The following is an 18807-nucleotide window of genomic DNA, read 5'->3' as shown; positions in this document are numbered from 1 at the left end:
AAAAGAGGCGGCAGTTTACCTTATGCATCGCAAGCTGCCCATGAAGTGCATCCTGCAGATACGCGGGTATGGAAAATCAGACCTGATTTGGCGCTGTTGATTCATCAGGTCTGACGTTCGGTTGTCTGTATCAGTTGCGGCGTTCGACGATGTAACGCGCCAGCTCTCGCAAAGGCTCTGCGGCGGCGTCGAAAGATTGCAGCGCGTTCAGCGCCTGATCGCGAAGCTCCAGCGCATAGAGTTTGGCAGGTTCCAGACCAAGCAGCGCGGGGTAGGTCGGTTTGTCGCGGGCAATGTCGGCGCCCTGGCGTTTGCCCAGGGTCGCGGTATCGCTTTCGACGTCGAGAATGTCGTCCTGCACCTGGAAGGCCAGACCAATGGCGCGAGCATAGACCTGCAAGGCATCGAGTCGCGCCTGATCGGCATGACCGCTGGCCAGTGCGCCGAGCCTGACGCTGGCTTCGATCAGCGCACCGGTCTTGTGTCGATGCATGAATTCCAGTGCTGCCTGATCGAGCTTCAAGCCTACCGAACCCAGATCGATGGCTTGCCCGCCCACCATGCCCGCGGGGCCTGCGGCCACGGCCAGTGTGCTGACCATCTGCAAGCGGGTTTCGGCATCGCGTGAACTCAGGCGCGGATCGAGCAGGGCAGTAAAAGCCAGGCTTTGCAGGCCGTCGCCCGCAAGGATCGCACAGGCCTCATCGAAGGCTTTATGAGTAGTGGGCTGGCCGCGACGCAGGTCGTCGTCGTCCATGGCCGGCAGATCATCATGCACCAGCGAATAGGCATGGATCAGTTCGACCGCACAGGCGGCACCATTGGCCTCTTCGGCAACACCGCCCAGCGCTTCGCAGGCTGCATAAGCCAGCAGCGGGCGTACCCGCTTGCCGCCGTTCATCACGCTGTAACGCATGGCGGCATAAAGCCGGGTCAGCTCCGGGCCCGGCGCTTCAAACAGACCTTCGAGTGCCGCGTTGACGCGAGCCTGGCTTTGCGCCTGATAGCTCGCGATCATTCGGGTTGATCCGCTTCGAAGGGCTCTTCGGCCAGTTCGCCATCGCGTTCCAGCAACACCTGCACCTTCTGCTCGGCCTGGGCCAGGGCATTCTGGCAGTCACGTGTCAGGCGAACGCCTTGCTCGAAAGCGGTCAATGAGTCTTCCAACGACAGCTCACCATTCTCCAGACGCTCAACCAGCGTTTGCAGATCGGTAAGGGATTGTTCGAAATCCAGTGCAGCTTTCTTGCGGGCCATGGCGGCATTCCCGGTGAAGATTAAACCGCCGCGACACTAGCAGAGCCGGGGCCGCGGGGCAAACGCTTGAACGGGCAGAATGACTGGCCGTCAGCTCAGGGCTGCTGCAAATCCGGCTTTGAGGTCCTCGATCAGATCATCCGGGTTTTCCAGGCCGATTTGCAGGCGCAGCATCGGCAGACCCTGCTCCCGGGCACCATAGTGATCCACCTCGGACACCAGACTTTCAAAGCCGCCCCAGGAATAACCGACCCCGAACAGCTTCAAGGCTCCGGTAAACCGGTCCAGCACCTGACGGTCGGTGGTCTTGAACTCAAAACTCAGCAAACCGTTACAGCCATGGAAGTCCCGCTTCCAGATGGCATGTCCCGGATCCTCCGGCAAGGCTAGATGCAGAACACGAGCAACCTGCTCATGGCCTTGCAGCCATTGTGCGACCTGCAGGGCATTGCTCTCGTGCATCTTCATGCGTGCCGCAAGGCTTCGGGCACCGCGCAGCACAAGATAGGCATCGTCCGGGCTTACGGTATTGCCCACGGCGGTGTTCATGGTCTTGAGGGTTTTCCAGTGCGCTTCGGTGGTGCTGACACTGCCCATCATCACGTCCGAGTGTCCGGCGATATATTTGGTCAGGGCCATCAGCGAAATATCCGCGCCCAGTTCGAGCGGCTTGAACAGCACCCCTGAACCCCAGGAGTTATCCACCGCCAGCAACAGAGCGCGCTCCTTGCACAGTCGCGACAGGGCGCGCAGATCACACATGTCGAACGTCAGCGAACCGGGCACCTCCGCATAGATCATGCGTGTATTGGGCTTGATCAGCGACTCGACGTTACTGCCATCGGCAGCGTAGTAATCGAATTCGATATCGAAGGCCGTCATCCAGGTCCTGACCAGTCGCCGAATCGGGCCGTATACCGCCTCGGTGATCAACACATGCTGGCCGGGACGCACAAAGGCTTGAAACATCTGTGCTGCTGCGGCCAGTCCTGTGGAATACAGGCAAGTGCCGTGGGCACCTTCAAGTTCGGAAACCAGATCCTGCAAGGCAAAGGCTGTCGGATTGCCATTGGCCGCGTAGGTCAGCGAACGATCCGGCCCGGCAGTCCGCGCCTCCGCTTCACGCAGGCTTTGCAGGCTGTCGAACAGTACGGTGCTCATGCGCACCACTGGCGGATTGACCGCAATGCCCGGCCCGCTGCTGGCGCTACGACCAGATTGGGACAGCGCAGTCTGAGCGAGCGGGTCTTTGTCTTGGGGCATTGCGGGGCTCCGAACTACCTGGAAAAAGGGATTTCAGCTTGCCGGACAGCGGAGACACAAGATTCAGAAGCATCCTGCATACAGCCTGCCGTCACGGGTGATTATCATGCGCTGCCTCTTGTATTTGAGCGATAGAAGAGGTGGTTTGTGAGCAATAGTACGACGTCTGTTCAGCCTGAGGGATATAGCGATTGGTTAATGTCGCTCAAGGGCGATATCAAAAGGGCGCGGCAGCGTGCGGCTCTGGCGGTCAATAGTGAGCTGGTCAGGTTGTATCACCGGATTGGGCTGGATATCCAGCAACGGCAACAGAATCAGGGTTGGGGAGCAAAAGTTATCCAGCAATTGGCTGATGATTTGAAAGATGCCTTCCCTGATATGCAAGGCTGGTCTGCCAGCAACCTTAAATACATGCGCTTTTTTGCACAGCATTGCCCTGATGGTCAATTTGGTCAGCAGCCTGCTGACCAATTACCCTGGTTCCACATCGTAACCCTGCTGACCAGGCTGAATAACACCCCGGATCGAGAGTGGTATGCGGCGCAAGCCGTGGAGCATGGCTGGTCGCGCAGCACGCTGGAAGCCAATATCAAGAGCTGCTTGCACCTGCGTCAGGGCGGGGCCGTCTCCAACTTCGATATGCACTTGTCCTCCGATGACTCGGCTCTTGCCCGGCAAGTATTGAAGGATCCGTATCTGTTTGATTTTCTTGGCCTGGGTAATGACGCCCGGGAGCGAGAGATCGAGAATGGATTGATTCAGCACATCACCCGTTTCCTGATGGAGTTGGGGGCAGGTTTTGCATTTGTAGGGCGTCAGTTTCGGCTGGAAGTGGCGGGTGACGAGTTCTTCATCGACTTGCTGTTCTACCACACCCGGCTCAAGTGCTATGTGGTGGTAGAACTCAAGGCCACATCATTCAAGCCCGAGCACGCCGGGCAACTGAACTTTTATCTGGCCGCGGTCGATGCGCAGATCAAGGCTGACGATGACAAGCCCACCATCGGCCTGTTGTTATGCCGACAGCACAATCGTCTGGTCGCGGATTATGCTTTATCCGGCTTCGGTAAACCCATGGGCGTCGCGGAATATCAGTTACTGCGAGACTTGCCGGAGACATTGACACAAAGTCTGCCGAGTATTGCCCAGATCGAAGCAGCCTTGTCGGATGAGTTGGACACCCTGAAGCCATAATGCCGATCAGTTAAGGTCGTCACTTTGTCGGAGGCAGCTTGCTGGCGACTTCACGTACGTACGCAGTCGGCTTTCAGCCATTTTCGCCAGCAAGCTGCCTCCTACAGGTTTGTTTGCACCTTAACTGATCGGCATTTCTCTATTAGTTAGCCTCTGGGCACATGTCACTTGTCCAGATCAGACGCCTGATGCCGCTCTGGAACCTGATCCGCTTCATCACCCCATGTGCGATTGACCTTCTTGCCGCGTATCACTGCCGGGCGTGCAGCGATCTCTTCGGTCCAGCGCAGCAGGTTCGGGTATTCATGCACGGACAGGAACTCCGCTGCGGAATACACAGTGTTCTGCACCAGTGCGCCATACCATGGCCACACGGCGATGTCGGCGATGGTGTAAGTATCGCCGGCCAGATAACGGCTTTCGCCCAAGCGACGATCCAGCACATCCAGCTGACGCTTGGCTTCCATCGCGAAACGGTTGATGGCGTACTCGATCTTTTCCGGTGCATAGGCATAGAAATGCCCGAAACCGCCGCCCAGATACGGCGCCGCACCCATTTGCCAGAACAGCCAGTTCAGGGTTTCTGTCCGGCCAGCATGATCGGTTGGCAGGAAGCTGGAAAACTTCTCCGCCAGATAAAGCAGGATCGAGCCGGACTCGAATACCCGCACTGGCGTCTCCTGGCTGCGGTCCAGCAACGCAGGGATCTTGGAGTTGGGATTGACTCCGACAAAACCGCTGGAGAACTGATCGCCTTCCGAAATCTTGATCAGCCAGGCGTCATACTCGGCACCGCTGTGCCCAAGTGCCAGCAACTCTTCCAGCAGAATAGTGACCTTCACCCCGTTGGGTGTGGCCAGCGAGTAGAGCTGCAGCGGATGCTTGCCGACCGGCAGTTCCTTTTCATGGGTGGGACCGGCAACCGGGCGGTTGATATTGGCGAAGGTGCCGCCGGACGAGGCAGGCTGCCAGACCTTTGGAGGCGTGTAAGGAGTAGTGCTCATGCGGGAACCTCGGAATGTTTGAGGATGATCGTTTCGACCGGTGATGCTGTCCGTTGTTCATGACTCATCGATCAGGCCAGAGGGCGACTGCGGCCAGCGAACAAGGCATTGCGAATGCGTTGTCCGTAAAGACCGACGGCCAGACCCGATACGATCAGGACCACGGCAACGATTTTCATCGGCGACAGGCTTTCTCCGAAAATGACCGCCGAGCCCAGCATCCCGAATATAGGTACCAGTAATGACAATGGTGCAACGGTGGACACCGGGTATTGCTTGAGCAGCGAGTTCCAGACCCAGTAGCCGAACAGGGTGTTGGGGTAAACCTGAAACAGGATCGACAGAACAGCGCGGTGGTCGATCTGGTTTATCAGCGCAGAGTAACCGCTGGTGCCGTTGACGAGGTAATCCAGAAGGAAAAGCGGAATTGGCGAAAAGGCACTGGACCAGACCAGAAAGGCAAATACCTGCTTGGTCCCGGCTTTTTTATTGATGATGTTCGTGACACTCCAGGCCGCCGCGCCCAATAGCACCAACACCAACCCGGCCGCAGTGACCGAGCCGTCCGCAATGAAGATGATGCTTGACAGTCCGCAGAGCGCAACGCCAATCCCGGCCAACTGGTAGCGCGTGATGGTCTCCTTGAACACCCAGGCCCCCAGCAGCATCGTGAAAAACGCACTGAACTGCAGAACCAGCGAAGCAATCCCCGCCGACAGCCCGGTCTTGATCCCCAGATTGACGACACCCCACAGGCCTATGCCGAATATCAGCCCGTAACCGATGATGTAACGCCACGCGACATCAGGCTTGGGAATGAAAAAGATTGCTGGCAGCGCACAGAGCGTGAAGCGCAGACCTGCAAGGATGAACGGATCGACAGAGGTCAGACCCAGCTTGATGACCGAGAAGTTAAGGCCCCAGAGGGCAGTAACCAGGATCGCGAGGAGCAGATGGTGGAGTTTCATTGAGGGGGACTTCCTGGTCGATGTCGTGCGATTCAACATCATCGAGCTGTGTCAGGGCAATCCATGACAGCCGTATCACGCTGTCGAACTTCTGACGGCTGGTAAGGTTTATGCCTGAAAAATGGTCGTTCTGGGGCGAAGGCACTTGGGAGGATGCACAGCAGATCGAGCAATTCCGCACGGCGGATGGCAAGGTCCTGATGGCCAGTCAGGTTGACCAAATGGTACAAGCCATGGCGGCTTTCGCACCTCCTGCGCCGGGAGAACTGTCGGAAAATTATCAGGCTTCGTTGAACGCCGTGATTGCTGCGAACTGGCAGTAAGGGGGGAAGCAGCCGCGCCTTTGGGCGCGGTTGCTCTTGTTATCAGCGGTCCTGTCTGCGAAGCCGGATCGGCTTCAAACCTTCGATACACAATCACATCGAGTCTGTGTTTGGCATTCCGGTTTTCGAGATGAGAGATCGTGTGTATCCGACCCGGATTACGCATCATCCAGATGGCAGTTACTTACTGCCTTCCAGCAATCGCTTACTCAACAGATCCAGCATCTCCTGCTGGCTAACTGATGCCTGTATTGAATAACACGAGATCAAAAGCTCCAGAGGATGAATCCCGATTCTGGTGGCGAGCTGATCTAGCTTCTCAAGCGTCGGACTTTTCAGACCTCGCTCGATTTCAGACAGATATGAGCGCCCGCTTACACCTACGAAATCCTCTTGAGTGAGGCCTTTGGATTCTCTGGCTTCTTTCAGCGCAGCGCCTACTGCTTTGCTCAGTTCCATCGCCCAGCCCCTTTACAAAAGAAAGGGATTTCGCTTGAATGCACGCTATGGCACTACACGCTATAGCATTCGTTTTGGCGAATGAATTTCTAAATGGACGAGGGCACGCAATGTCGCGTGCAGATCGGAGCTATTCATGAGTCGTAAAAAAACACAGATTTCCCGGGCGTACCGCATTTCACCTTCGCAAATCTCCTGCAAAAAATGCCGCTCCCTGCAGCGTCGGCTGTCTGATCGACGGATTTCACTCAGATCTACAAGCCGACCCACACATGAAACCATGACCAGACAACAAGTCGTCAGCGCCATGTACGCCTATCTAATGAACAGCTGGGAAGAACTGCCTGAGCAGAACAAGCGTGCTCTGGGTTTTGATTTTGTCGTGGGCAGCGAGGGCGAGGAGGAGGGGCTGAATCATCTGGCACGGTTGTTTATGGAGTATGCGGATATTTCGTTTCGCCGGGCGTTGGTTGCAAGGCGCAGAAGGCTTGGGGTTGATGAGGTTTCAATCGATCAGTAAAGCTGGTGTGGGGGAGCCATTACTGCTGCATCTGCAATATCGTGCACTTATGCGGCCTTGAAGGCCTGTATTTCTGCAATCTAATGCATATGAGCGCTTTACAGCTCATTACCCAAAACCACGATGAGGCTACTGGCATGATTCTTTTCATCTCACCTTTCGAGATTCAACGGACGGTTTCTTTTGAACGTGTTCGATGCGTATGAGTCGGGAGAACGCCAAGCAGTTTCTTCACCTTCTTGAAATCCAGCAGCCAGATTTAGCGATGGCAATCTGGGGCCACCCCAGCATCTTGCTTTTCAAGCTCAAAGACCGGATACAAGCCTGGGGTGTTCTATGAGTTCAAATGTAGTCATGAGTGGCCGTGACTTCAGCGCAATGACACGGGAAGAGCTCATTCGCTCCATTGAGAACATGCTGGGACATGGCGAAATTTCCATGGGTCAGGCTGTAGTGATGCTCCGAACAATGGTGGCCAGGCTGGATCAGCGCACCTTTGCCAAAATGTGCAAAATCTCGATTCGTACCCTGGCGCACATTGAGCATGAAGAAGGTAATCAGACGATCAAGTCGATGAATGCGGTGTTCAAGCCGTTTGGTCTTGAGCTTTGTCCCGTGAGAGTGAAGCGGAGTCAGTATGTTGGGGGAATGGGAAATTAGATCTGCTTAGTGCGCTGGGGAGTTGGCAACAAGTATGTTTGGCGATATGCAACCCGCGCCAATTAAATGCAGCTCAGTCCGTCTTGCCTTGAGTGAGTTTTACTGACAGCGCCTGGAGTTTTTATCGATTGCACTATGGCTTGAGCATTTCTAGTCTCTGCTGATCCGACAAGCCTTTGGCATAGAACAAGAGAGAGGTTTCGATGAAAGCTGCAGGTAAGAAAGTGGCCGTAGTGACAGGCGGCGCGATGGGCATTGGTGCCGAGGCTGCACTGGGGCTGGCGCAGGACGGTCATCATGTGGTCATTTGTGACATCAATGGCGAAGAGGCGGAGCGCTTTGCCAAAGGCCTCAGAGATCAGGGGTTTCCCGCTGACGCCTGTCAGGTCGATGTCGGTGTTCCTGCTTCCGTCTCCGACGCCTTTGCCTGGATCGACAGCGAGTTTGGCCGCTGCGATGTGTTGGTGAATTCGGCAGGCATCGCCAAGACCATGGCGTTTCTCGATTTCGATCTGGATGTCTTCAACAAGACCATGCTCATCAACGTCACCGGCACCTTTTTGTGCTGCCAACTGGCTGCACGCATCATGCGCAAACATGAGTTCGGCAGGATCATCAACATCGCTTCCGTGGCTGGTTTGCGCGCAGTCGGCAAGGGACGAACCGCCTATGGCACTTCCAAGGGCGCGGTGATTGCCTTGACCCGGCAAATGGCGGTTGAGTTGAGCGAATACGGCATTACGGCCAATGCCATCGCTCCAGGTCCGGTTGATACACCGATGACCAAAGAGCTGCACAGCGAGACTTTCCGTCAGGCTTACAGCAATGCCATTCCTGCGAAGCGCTACGGCACGACTCGCGAGATTGCCGCGGCAGTCAGCTATCTGGCGTCCGAGGGTTCGGCTTACGTCAACGGTATCGTCTTGCCGGTCGACGGTGGCTTCCTCGCCTGGGGCGCAGGCGATCTGTAGACGCCATTGTCGCGGGTGCGCGCTCGTGCACCCGTTCAGCTATCTGCCATTTCTTCCCGAATCCATTTCTCAAGGTCTGCTGTGTCGGCTCGCAGTCTGGCGCTGGGCGATACCCATAAGACCAGCTTGCCCGGCCCTTTGATAAAGTCGAATGGCGCTACCAGTGCACCGCTCTCAAGTTCGGCCTGGACCAGCATTCTCGGTACGCAGGCGAAGCCTAATCCGACCTTGGCTGCCTGGATCAGCAGGTAAAAATGCTCGAAAAACTCCATTTCAGGCGCTGCCGTGGGCGTGTGCTGCATGGAGGAGTACCACTCTGCCCAGGCGTGCGGCCGGGTTTTGGTGGTCAACAATCGCTCTCGGCTCAAGTCGCTGACTTCATGCACGCCGGACGAGGCCAGATACGCAGGCGAGCAAATGGCACCGATCCATTCATTGACCAGTGGGACAGGCACGATGCCCGGAGGCGGTTCGATGCTGTCCAGGCGTATCGCGACGCTGACGCCTTCCTGAATAAAGTCGATCGGGCCATGGCCGGTTTTCAACCCCAGTTCCATCGCCGGAAAGCGGCTGTGCAACTTGGCCAGTCTGGGCAGTAGCCAGTGCATCATGATCGAAGCCGAACAGGAGAGCTCCAGAGGGCGAGGCTTTATCTCGTCGATGCTTTCCTGAATCAGGGCGAATGCACGGCTCAGGCCGGCAGCCAGCCTGGCCCCCTCCGGTGTGAGTTTCGTGCCGTGGGCATTGCGGGTCAGCAAAACCACGCCCAACAGGTCTTCCAGACTGCGAATGTGCCGACTGATAGCGCCATGGGTGACCGCGAGCGCATCGGCCGCTTCGCTGAAGGTTCCTTTGCGCGCCGTCATTTCAAACGCTCTCAGGGCGTTCAGTGACGGTCTTGGAGGCGATGACATCGGCGGGACCTCGCTGGAGGAGGGCTTTAAGGTGGAGTGAGTTTCTCTCAGCAGGCTAGCGTGAGTTTTTCTCACAGTCGGCGGAAATCATATCGATTGGATGAAAGCACCGTCAATGTATATTGAGAATCAAAGAGTCTGGGTTAATCGAGCGGACTTACAAAAATAAATAAGATTGAGGCAAGGTTTATGGATAATCAAAAAACCGGAAGAGAAGAGTTTGTCGCCCGTTTTTTTGTCGAAAGTAGTTACCCTATAGAGCGGGTCGGTGAAGTTATTGCCGGTGAGCAGTCGAGTGGAACTTTCATCTCTCTACCCGGTGAATCAGAAGAGTTGAAAGAGCGTTCCCGGGCCCGGGTAATCTCTATCAAATCGCTGCCTGCCGTCAGCACGGCGTCTTTGCACAGTGCATATCTGGATCGGCATAACCCCGGCGATACGTTCTATCGCGGCGAAGTCACGATTGCCTTTCCTGTTGCCAATATCGGCACCAATATCCCTGCTTTATTGACCACCATTGCCGGAAATCTTTTTGAAATTGGCGAGGTCAGCGGCCTGCGGGTTCTGGACCTGGAGCTTCCCGAGCGCTTTGCTGCCGGTTTCCAGGGCCCTCAGTTCGGTATCGAGGGCACACGGGCGCTGTGCGGTGTTTATGAGCGGCCAGTGATTGGCACCATCATCAAGCCCAGCATCGGTCTGACGCCTGAGCAAACCGCCAAAGTGGCCGATGAACTCTGCGCCGGTGGCATCGACTTTCTCAAGGACGATGAACTGCTGATCGATCCGACCTATGCCTCGTTCGACGCCCGTCTGAATGCGGTCATGCCGGTATTGCACAAGCATGCGGATCGTCTCGGGCGCATGCCGATGTACGCCATCAATATCTCGGGCAGTGTGGACGAAATGCTCCGCCGCCAGGATGCCGTGCTCAAGGCTGGCGGAACCTGTGTGATGCTTTGCCTGAACTGGGTGGGCCATTCGGCCGTCGAGCATGTTCGCAAGCATGCCCAGTTGCCGATCCATGGTCATCGCAATGGCTGGGGCGCATTTACCCGCAATCCTCAACTGGGTTTCTCGTTCGAGGTGTATCAGAAGATCTGGCGCCTGGCCGGTATCGATCACCTTCACGTCAACGGCATTCAGAGCAAGTTCTGGGAGCCGGATGATTCGGTGATCGCCTCAGCGCTGAGCTGTCTGCAACCGTTCTCCGGCATCCGGCCGCTGCTTCCGGTGTTTTCCTCCGGCCAGTGGGCCGCACAGGCTCCGGAGCTGTTCAACAAGTTGAAGTCCGTCGATCTGATGCACTTGGCGGGAGGCGGCATTATTGGCCACCCCATGGGCATCGAGGCTGGCGTACAAAGTATGCGCGAAGGCTGGGAAGCGGCGACCCAGGGTGTTGCCCTGCAGCAGTACGCCGAAGGTCGGCCCGCGTTGGCGGCCGCCTTGCAAAAGTTCGGGAGAGTGTAAGCCATGCTGCCCTCTACCACGCCCGGGCCTCATCTCGTGTTCTATGGGGATGACTTCACCGGCTCCACGGATGCTCTTGAGGTGCTTACGGCTGCCGGGCTCAAGTGCGCGCTGTTCCTGACGCCGCCATCGCCAGCGCTGCTCGCCGAAATGGGCGGCTTCGACGCCATTGGCATTGCTGGCGATAGCCGTGCATTGTCCGGCAGCGAAATGGATGAGGTGCTGCCTGAGATCTTCCAGGCGATAAAAGACCTGTCACCCTCGCTCGTGCACTACAAGGTGTGCTCCACGTTCGACAGCGCGGCCAGCGTCGGCAGCATCGGCCACGTTATCGCTCTGGCTTCACGCATTTTCGAGGCTAAAGGCATTCCGATCATCGCCGGTAACCCGGTATTGGGGCGCTACTGTGTGTTTGGCAACTTGTATGCGCTGTCCAAAACCGACCATACGGTTCATCGAATCGACCGTCATCCGGTCATGCGTGCGCACCCGATCACACCGATGCATGAAGCTGACCTGAGCATTCACATCGGCCAGCAGAAAAAGCTCTCCATCGCCAAGATCGATATCCGCCAACTGGAAGATCCCGCCGAGGTAACACGCCTGGCCTGCGAGGCAGCCACTCGTCACGATGCCGTGCTGTTCGACGGCACCACTAACGCTCACATGACCACCGCCGGGCAGGTGCTGAGCGAAATATCTGGCAGTGGCGCTCCGGTTTTCGTGGTCGGCTCTTCAGGTGTCGAGTATGGGTTGACGCAACATTGGCGTGCGACAGGCTTGATTGACGCTGCCCAGTCGCACGTCACGCCCTTGCAGCCGGTCGAGCAGGTACTGGTCATTTCCGGCAGTGCATCGCCTTTGAGCCGCGCGCAGATCGACACGGCGATCAGCCATGGATTCGTTGAGCTGGCGGTCGATGCCGCTGCGTTGATCGTTGACTCGCAGAGAAGCACCACCCTGCGCGAAGTGGTCAGTGCCGCAGTCGTGCACTTGAATGCCGGACGCTCGGTGCTCATCCATACCGCCAAAGGGCCCGAAGATCCTCGCATCGAGCAGATGATCGAAGCCATGATCGCCAAGGGCCTGCCTCACGACGAGGCGAGAATCCGCGGTGGTAAGCAACTGGCCATCGAACTGGGCTACATCGTGCTGGATATCCTCAAGGCCTATCCGCTCAAGCGGCTGGTGATTTCGGGAGGTGATACCTCAAGCCAGATCACCAAGATTCTCGCGCCGGATGCATTGGTCATTAAATCCGATATTTCTCCCGGCGCACCGCTCTGCCAATTGCGCTCACAGAAACCGTATCTCACTCACCTGGAAGTTGCCCTCAAAGGCGGACAGATGGGCGATCAAGACTATTTCGTAAAAGCATTGAGAGGGAACTGACGCGCTCTTGATGCGCGCCCATATCCGTAGCCAGGAAAGACACTTGCATATTTACAATAACAACAGGTGAAAACATGCAAACTTCTCTATCGAGTTCTATCGAAACACATGATGAACATGTGGACGAAAACAAGAAAAAATCCATGAAGAACGTTGTGGCCGGAAGCCTTTTCGGTACGGCGCTGGAAACCTATGACCTCTACCTTTACGGCACCGCAGCGGCTCTGATCTTTGCCCCTCTTTTCTTCCCTGGCACCGATGACGCCGTATCACGCCTCGCGTCGCTTGCGTCTTTTGCCATCTCGTTCGTTGCCCGCCCGCTGGGATCGCTGGTACTGGGCCACTTCGGCGACCGGATCGGTCGCAAGAAACTGCTTTATCTCACGCTGATCATCATGGGGCTCAGTACCGTCGGCATCGGCCTGTTGCCGACGTATGCCAGCATCGGCATCTGGGCACCGATCATGCTGTGTGTCCTGCGCTTCATCCAGGGCTTCGCGTTTGCCGGCGAGTACAGCGGGGCGGTGTTAATGCTCCTTGAACATGCGCCCAGACGAAAACGGGGGTTCTATGCCGCAATCAATAATATCGGCCCGGTGTTCGGCTTCATCGCCTCGGCTGGCCTGTTACTGATCGTCAGCAGCCTGTTGCCGAAAGAAGACTTCTACTCGTGGGGATGGCGTATTCCCTTTATCGCCAGCCTTGCCTTGCTGATTGTCGGCGTTTTCGTACGGTCCAAGGTTGCAGAGTCGCCGGTATTCGAGAAAGCCGCCGCCAAACGTGCAGCGACGCCTGAACCGAGCCAGTCGCCGGCCATGCGCCTGTTTACGCGTTACCCCAAACAACTGCTGCTGGTTGCCGGCGCGAACATCTGCCATTTCTCGACCTTCTATCTGTTCACGGTGTTCGCCCTCAGTTACGGCCAGAGAGAACTTGGACTGTCCAATGCCTTCGTGTTGTCAGTCGCGATGGTCGCCATCTGCACGCACCTGGTCGTCGTGCCATTTGCAGGTGCGCTGGCAGACCGGATCGGCCGTCGCATGACCATGCTGATCGGCTTTGCCGTGACCGCTCTGGCGGCGTTCCCGTTCTGGCACCTGTTCTCGACCGGCGAGTTTCTGCCCATGGTCGCAGGCTCATGCCTGTTCATGACCGGTTATGGCCTGGTATACGGCGCTGTGCCGTCCTTTACCGGCGAAGCATTTGGGCCAGGCGCCCGGTTTACCGGATTTGCCATGGCCACCAACGTGGGCGGAATCGTGGGCGGTGGCACTGCCCCGATTCTGGGCGCTTTCCTGCTCAGCCATTACGGCACGCCTTACGCCATCTCCTTGCTCACCATCGCACTAGCGGCGTTTTCCGCCCTGTGCGTGTACCTGTCGGCTGAAACCCGAGACATCGACATCATGGATGAGTGAGGGTGGTGGGTGCGGCATGCTGGGTTTTGGTGTGTCGCATTTTGCGCTCTCTAGCGTTGGGCCAAAATGTATTGGTTCAGCGCTCGAGCAGTTTGTTAGTGGTTCATCTGATAGGTGTAACACTCATGCAACTGATACCGTCATGCATTGAATGGGCAATCAGGTTACTGCTGCATAAACCTTCCAGGGTTTTCAATCATCCTTTGGCGCAGCCTTAAGCCTTAGCAGCCTTCGGCAATCAACCTCGCATTTGAATTCCTTAGACCTGTATGCCCTGATCACGACTCATAAAGTGGCGCTTGACTATGTGGTTTTTGGTTGCACGGATGTAAGCTTGGGCTTGCTCCGTGGCGGGCTCAGGATGCCGATTTTGCGATCCTTGTGTATCCGGTGATTCATTGTGAATGCAGGTCTCTGATCTACATCGATCGTCTCTGTAAAGGGGGGCTGGCTGTGTTACAGCAGGTCACGGACGATTTTTTACTCGGCAAGCCTAGGGCGTAGTACGCAAAATCCTGAGTGAAAGGCATAAGCTTATAGCCAACGGTTCGCTTGCATTGGCATTTACATATTGACATTTAGCTATATGAGGATATGATGCGGTCACAGGATAAATTTATAGATCAGTCCAAGGCGTTGGCGGGAGAGCCTAGAATTCTGATCCTTCAATGGCTCAAGCATCCTCGTGAGCACTTTAGTCATCAAATTACTGGTGATCCTGCCTTGATAGGCGTGTGCGTCACATTAATCACTGAAAAGCTCGGTATGAGTCAGCCAACGGTAAGCAGGCATCTGGACTTGCTCAGGCAAGCGGGTTTTCTGCGCGCGAAGAAAATTGGTAAATGGGCGTTTTATTCAAGGGATGAAACGGCAATCGACGAATACAAGGCTTGGCTGGTAGAGCAGGTCTGAAAAATAGTGGAGTTTATTCGGCATGGATGGCGGTGTTTTTGGCGGGTTGATGGTTATGCTGTGCTGGGGGGTGTCAGACTTTATTCAAAGCTTGATGATTCGTCAGCTGGGCACTGCAAAAACAATGCTCGTTCGTAACGTATTTACTTTCGCGGTCGCCTCCTTTCTGGGGGCGTACCTGATCGTTACGCAGCAGTTAAAGTTTGATAGCGGCGCCGTGTTCATCATCACCTGTAGCTCGGCTGCCTATGTGTTGGGTTACTACTGCTATATGCGCGGTTGTGAAATAGGTAACTTGACACTTGTGTCGCCCATTGCCTCTACCTATAGTCTGGTTACTATTCTATTTTCAATTATCTTCTTGCAGGAGCATTTGGTTCCGATTGCATGGTTTGCCGTCTCTATTATTTTTATCGGCATTATCATGACGTCTGGCAATATCTTCCGTTCACTGCGTGGCGGTTCGCAAGGTTTTCTTCAGGCTGTCCTCGCAATGATTGGTTTTGGGGTGGCCTTTTTTATTCTTGGTTTTTCTTCCAAAACACTTGATGTGACCAATGCCTTCTTTTATTCGGCTTTAACCCAGGCTGTTCTTTTCACTTCATTGGCGCTGGTCAGAAATGGAAAATTGGAAAAAGGTGATCTCACCCAGCGTCGCTTCTTGATTTTTCTCTCTCACTCCTTGTTGGTGAATGCCGGTTGGGTGTTTTATATTTTTGCTTCAAAAGTTGGAGAGCTCTCGCTGGTTACTCCTATCAGCTCTGTATACTCCGGTGTGACGGTGTTGCTGGCTATTGCGATTTATCGGGAAATAACAACCGTAGGTCAAAAGTTTGGAATAGGCGCTGTTCTTGTTGGTGTCTTCTTGCTCAGTTATAAGTAAGTGGAATCTACCGTTCAACTGTCCTCACTCAGTGAAGGCTAATTGTTCTTGTGCTGAATGTTCCAGCTCGTCATTTAGCACTGCATGCATAACCATTTTAATTCTATGTACCGATCACGGTAGAAGGAGTTCTTGGAATGATGCAGCCGAAAAAACGCCACGTTGATTGTTCGTCCGCCTCACTGGATCTTGTCGCCCGGATCGACATGTGGGCAGATCAGTGCCCTGAAAAGATAGCGATCATGTATCAAGGGCAACCGGTTACCTACGCAGAGCTTTCCTGTCGAAGAAAAGCACTCACCAGGCATCTTATCCATGAGGGGATTGGTGTAGGGAGCAAGGTTGGGATCTGCTTGCCAAGGGGGGGCGACCTGATTATTGCATTAACAGCAGTTCTTTCTATCGGGGCTATTTTTGTTCCTCTCCCTCCAGACTCACCATTACAGCGTAATGAGCTGATCTCCAGGCTGGCTGGCCTTGATGCTGTAATCAAATCCCAATCCGCCGATCTTTCCCGATGGTCAGTAGGGTTGTTTTTGAATATAGAGAGTGTCGACTGGAGTGAAACCAGGCTGCCCTTTGAGCCGGTTATCGACGATCTTTCTCTTGCTTACATATTGTTCACGTCAGGCTCGACCGGAATCCCTAAGGGCGTGATGGTTCGCAGGCAAAACCTTGCTTATTTTTTATCTGCGATCAATGAGGTGGTCAATTTTTCTGCGTGGGGGGCGCTTGTATCCGCGACGACCTACGGTTTTGATATTTCTATCCTGGAGTTTTTTCTGCCCCTTGCCCACGGTGGCACGCTGTATCTGGCCAGTGAGCAGCAAGCCAGAGACGGACAATCGATTGCGAGGCTGCTTGATCAATGTGAGAGGGCTTTGTTTCAGGCTACACCTGCCACTTGGCGGCTTTTGATCGAGGCCGGATGGCCGCGCACCTGCTGCGTGGGTGCCTTATGTGGAGGAGAAATATTACCCACTGAGCTTGGCGAAAAAATCTTCCAGTTGTCCCAGGCTGCCTGGAATCTCTATGGGCCGACAGAAACAACGATCTGGTCTTTCTTTCACAGGCTGCAAGCCAGTGACTTTGCAGGTGAAGCGACAAGCGTTCCCATCGGTCAACCATTGCCGGGAACTCACTTTCGGTTGCATCCGTCAGACGATCCACTAGCTCCCGAACTTGTGATCCAGGGCCCAGGGGTCAGCGCTGGCTATTTCAATCGTGACGATCTGACAGCGGAAAAATTCCACACAACAGATTCAAGCAGCGGCATTTTAACTGCCTACTCTACCGGCGACCGGGTACGGTGCCAGTCCGATGGCTCTCTGATTTTCATGGGGAGAAAGGACCGACAACTGAAACTGAACGGTTACCGTATCGAGCCGGGCGAGGTCGAGTCTGCCCTTCATAAATCTGGCCTTGTCAGTCAATCGGTCGTCACTCTTGTCGAGCATGCCCCTGATGATCGTAGATTGACCGCCTGCATCGTTCTGGACGGCAAAGTGTCCGGACAGGGTGATGCGGATAGCAGTGTCTGGCTCGACGTATGGGAAGCCGCTTATCTATCGGCAAGAAAAAATGAAGTCGCCAGCGCCGAAAGTGGTTACACCTCAAGCTTTACTGGTGAGTTGATCCCGGATAGCGACTTGCGTGAATGGGTTGAAGCGACAGCGTCCCGTGTCATGGCATTTTCAGATAATTCGGTGCTGGATGTAGGGTGTGGCATCGGGATGACTGGAGCCACGTTGCTGGAAAGAGGTATCCGCCATTATGTGGGCTGCGATGCTTCTGAAGCGGCGGTCGAGTCCGCCCGATCACGCCTCGATCCGATCACAGGCCCCCGTTCATCATGTGCTGTGGTGAAGATGGCTGCTCATGAGCTTGACGCTTTGGAGCAGGGACCTTTCGATGTCGTGCTGCTGAACTCGGTCATTCAGTACTTTCCAGACAGGGACTATCTTGTCGATGTGCTTCAAAAAGCGTCGGGACGCTGTAAAGAGGGCGGTGTTATTGTAATCGGCGATGTGCCCTGTGCCTCTTTGAAACATATTCTGTCCGCTGCTACGAGCCAGACACGCAAGAAGTTGAAGCGTGCACTTCCTGTGATTGGAGAAGGGGAGTTGTGGCTGGACCCTCTGCAAATCAGGCATTTGGCATATACGCTTGAGCGGGTCGTCAACGTAGAGACGGAGTTGCGGGGCGGGCAGGGTAGCGATGAAATGACGCGCTATCGTTATGACGTCATCATACGGCTGGATGCAGATGAACGAATGACGTTAAAGCCCGTTCCACGCTTTTCGTATCGGGATGAGCGTCTCCGTGAACAGTCGCTGGATCAATGGCTGGCATCGGCTCCTTCGGCATTTGTGCTGTCAGGTGTTCCAAACGCCCGTATCAGTCTGGATCTTCAACTTTCCGAAAGTTCTTCTTCCGTCATTTCCGGCGACGCTTGCGATCCAGAATATATCCGTCAGTGGGCTTCAAGGCATCATCGACAGGCCAGGATACGCTGGAGCGATAGTCTTCCTGCTGGAATGATGGACATATTTGTGGGACCACCCGACAGTCTGGACCCCTCTTTTGAGCCTCGACCTGCAAGCGATAGTGTTTCTGTCGAGCAATCACCCGTTCGGGAAGTCGGGGATATTGCCGTTCTGCAAGATGTTATCGAAAGACTTAAGGAGTCTCTTCGAACCCATGTTCCCTCTTACATGATTCCCGCTCATTTTGTTTTTCTGGATCGTTTTCCACTGACATTCAACGGCAAGCTGGATGTCGCAGCTCTTGAGCGCCTGGTGCCTCAGACTCAACCCTCGGCATTGCAGGCAGACGATCCGCAACTTTCGATCAAACAGCGAATATCGCGGATATGGTCCGACATTCTGATGACCTCTTCAGTGCACCCAGAGAAAAGTTTCTTCGCGCAAGGAGGCTCTTCTCTGCTCATCGTCAATCTGACGAGAAGATTGAATGATGTCTTTGGATTGAGTCTTCAGGTGTCTGAGTTGTTCGAGGAAAGCAGCATTGATGCTCAGGTGCGTCTGATAAACAAAAAGCGGGGATTGGACGACTCATCGTCCCTGAATTCGCCCCCTCCCTCCAGTGTGAAACGCAGGAGCGCCGCCATTCAATCTGCGGCTCGTAAACGCCTCAAGCAGCTTTAGGCGGCGTGTATCCAGGGCACTATCAGTTTGGGAGA

18 protein-coding genes are annotated in these 18807 nt (G+C 55.1%); 11 read left to right on the top strand and 7 right to left on the bottom strand.

The genetic code is table 11. The annotated features are described in order from the left end of the window. Positions 1-130 precede the first annotated feature (130 nt). The 3 genes from JSY17_RS13560 to metC all read right to left on the bottom strand — a co-directional run bounded on the left by JSY17_RS13560 (position 131) and on the right by metC (position 2520). On the bottom strand, positions 131-1018 hold the full coding sequence (locus JSY17_RS13560; RefSeq protein ID WP_117181971.1) for a polyprenyl synthetase family protein: 888 nt from the start codon (positions 1016-1018) through the stop codon (positions 131-133). After that, positions 1015-1257: an exodeoxyribonuclease VII small subunit gene (locus JSY17_RS13555; RefSeq protein ID WP_025262006.1), complete on the bottom strand. Its 243-nt coding sequence runs from the start codon at positions 1255-1257 to the stop codon at positions 1015-1017. Before JSY17_RS13555 ends, JSY17_RS13560 begins: the two co-directional genes overlap by 4 nt. Positions 1258-1347: 90 nt before the next feature. Beyond that, positions 1348-2520, bottom strand: a complete 1173-nt coding sequence (gene metC, locus JSY17_RS13550; protein ID WP_206401933.1) for a cystathionine beta-lyase — start codon at positions 2518-2520, stop codon at positions 1348-1350. A 198-nt stretch (positions 2521-2718) separates the two neighbouring features. Here metC and JSY17_RS13545 point away from each other — a divergent pair, with 198 nt between their 5' ends. Next, complete coding sequence (locus JSY17_RS13545; RefSeq protein ID WP_117184820.1) at positions 2719-3714, top strand: PDDEXK nuclease domain-containing protein; 996 nt, start codon at positions 2719-2721, stop codon at positions 3712-3714. A gap of 164 nt (positions 3715-3878) precedes the next feature. Here the strand turns inward: JSY17_RS13545 and yghU are convergent, their stop codons facing one another. Together yghU and JSY17_RS13535 are read right to left on the bottom strand one after the other, a co-directional pair. Beyond that, positions 3879-4718, bottom strand: coding sequence for a glutathione-dependent disulfide-bond oxidoreductase (gene yghU / locus JSY17_RS13540; RefSeq protein ID WP_117184821.1), 840 nt, complete (start codon positions 4716-4718; stop codon positions 3879-3881). A gap of 71 nt (positions 4719-4789) precedes the next feature. Then, the gene (locus JSY17_RS13535) at positions 4790-5686 is read right to left on the bottom strand and encodes an EamA family transporter (protein ID WP_206401931.1); all 897 of its coding nucleotides are present in this window, start codon (positions 5684-5686) and stop codon (positions 4790-4792) included. Positions 5687-5796: 110 nt separating this feature from the next. Between JSY17_RS13535 and JSY17_RS13530 the strand changes: the two genes are divergently transcribed. Next, a complete protein-coding gene (locus JSY17_RS13530; protein WP_206401929.1) occupies positions 5797-6009 on the top strand; it encodes a hypothetical protein in 213 nt (70 codons plus the stop codon). Between the two features lie 180 nt (positions 6010-6189). Here the strand turns inward: JSY17_RS13530 and JSY17_RS13525 are convergent, their stop codons facing one another. After that, positions 6190-6468, bottom strand: a complete 279-nt coding sequence (locus JSY17_RS13525) for a helix-turn-helix domain-containing protein (protein ID WP_206401927.1) — start codon at positions 6466-6468, stop codon at positions 6190-6192. Between the two features lie 136 nt (positions 6469-6604). Here JSY17_RS13525 and JSY17_RS25695 point away from each other — a divergent pair, with 136 nt between their 5' ends. The 3 genes from JSY17_RS25695 (at position 6605) to JSY17_RS13510 (ending at position 8619) form a co-directional block, all read left to right on the top strand. Beyond that, complete coding sequence (locus JSY17_RS25695; protein WP_232849448.1) at positions 6605-6988, top strand: hypothetical protein; 384 nt, start codon at positions 6605-6607, stop codon at positions 6986-6988. Positions 6989-7324: 336 nt separating this feature from the next. Next, positions 7325-7648, top strand: coding sequence for a helix-turn-helix domain-containing protein (locus tag JSY17_RS13515; RefSeq protein WP_232849447.1), 324 nt, complete (start codon positions 7325-7327; stop codon positions 7646-7648). 203 nt (positions 7649-7851) lie between these two features. Continuing rightward, entirely contained in the window at positions 7852-8619 is a 768-nt protein-coding gene (locus JSY17_RS13510) for an SDR family NAD(P)-dependent oxidoreductase (protein WP_117184825.1), read from the top strand. 35 nt (positions 8620-8654) lie between these two features. On the opposite strand, the gene JSY17_RS13505 is transcribed toward JSY17_RS13510, so the two are convergent. Further along, entirely contained in the window at positions 8655-9533 is an 879-nt protein-coding gene (locus JSY17_RS13505) for a LysR substrate-binding domain-containing protein (RefSeq protein WP_122369867.1), read from the bottom strand. A 189-nt stretch (positions 9534-9722) separates the two neighbouring features. On the opposite strand from JSY17_RS13505, the gene JSY17_RS13500 reads away from it, so the two are divergent. From JSY17_RS13500 to JSY17_RS13475, 6 genes are all read left to right on the top strand, one after another. After that, positions 9723-11000, top strand: a complete 1278-nt coding sequence (locus tag JSY17_RS13500; protein ID WP_200998797.1) for a ribulose-bisphosphate carboxylase large subunit family protein — start codon at positions 9723-9725, stop codon at positions 10998-11000. 3 nt (positions 11001-11003) lie between these two features. After that, positions 11004-12392, top strand: a complete 1389-nt coding sequence (locus JSY17_RS13495) for a four-carbon acid sugar kinase family protein (protein WP_206401925.1) — start codon at positions 11004-11006, stop codon at positions 12390-12392. A gap of 74 nt (positions 12393-12466) precedes the next feature. Beyond that, positions 12467-13810 (top strand): MFS transporter, encoded by a 1344-nt coding sequence (locus JSY17_RS13490; protein WP_117181984.1) that lies wholly within the window; start codon positions 12467-12469, stop codon positions 13808-13810. Positions 13811-14407: 597 nt separating this feature from the next. Beyond that, positions 14408-14722 (top strand): ArsR/SmtB family transcription factor, encoded by a 315-nt coding sequence (locus tag JSY17_RS13485; RefSeq protein ID WP_122369858.1) that lies wholly within the window; start codon positions 14408-14410, stop codon positions 14720-14722. Positions 14723-14744: 22 nt separating this feature from the next. Continuing rightward, on the top strand, positions 14745-15605 hold the full coding sequence (locus JSY17_RS13480) for a DMT family transporter (protein WP_122369856.1): 861 nt from the start codon (positions 14745-14747) through the stop codon (positions 15603-15605). A 137-nt stretch (positions 15606-15742) separates the two neighbouring features. Continuing rightward, positions 15743-18772, top strand: coding sequence for an AMP-binding protein (locus JSY17_RS13475; RefSeq protein ID WP_206401923.1), 3030 nt, complete (start codon positions 15743-15745; stop codon positions 18770-18772). Positions 18773-18807: the final 35 nt, after the last annotated feature.

It is taken from the genome of Pseudomonas capsici (assembly GCF_017165765.1).
Classification (GTDB): Bacteria; Pseudomonadota; Gammaproteobacteria; order Pseudomonadales; family Pseudomonadaceae; genus Aquipseudomonas; species Aquipseudomonas capsici.
The sequence above is the reverse complement of the archived record's forward strand: the minus strand, read 5'-3'. Positions and strand labels throughout refer to the sequence as shown.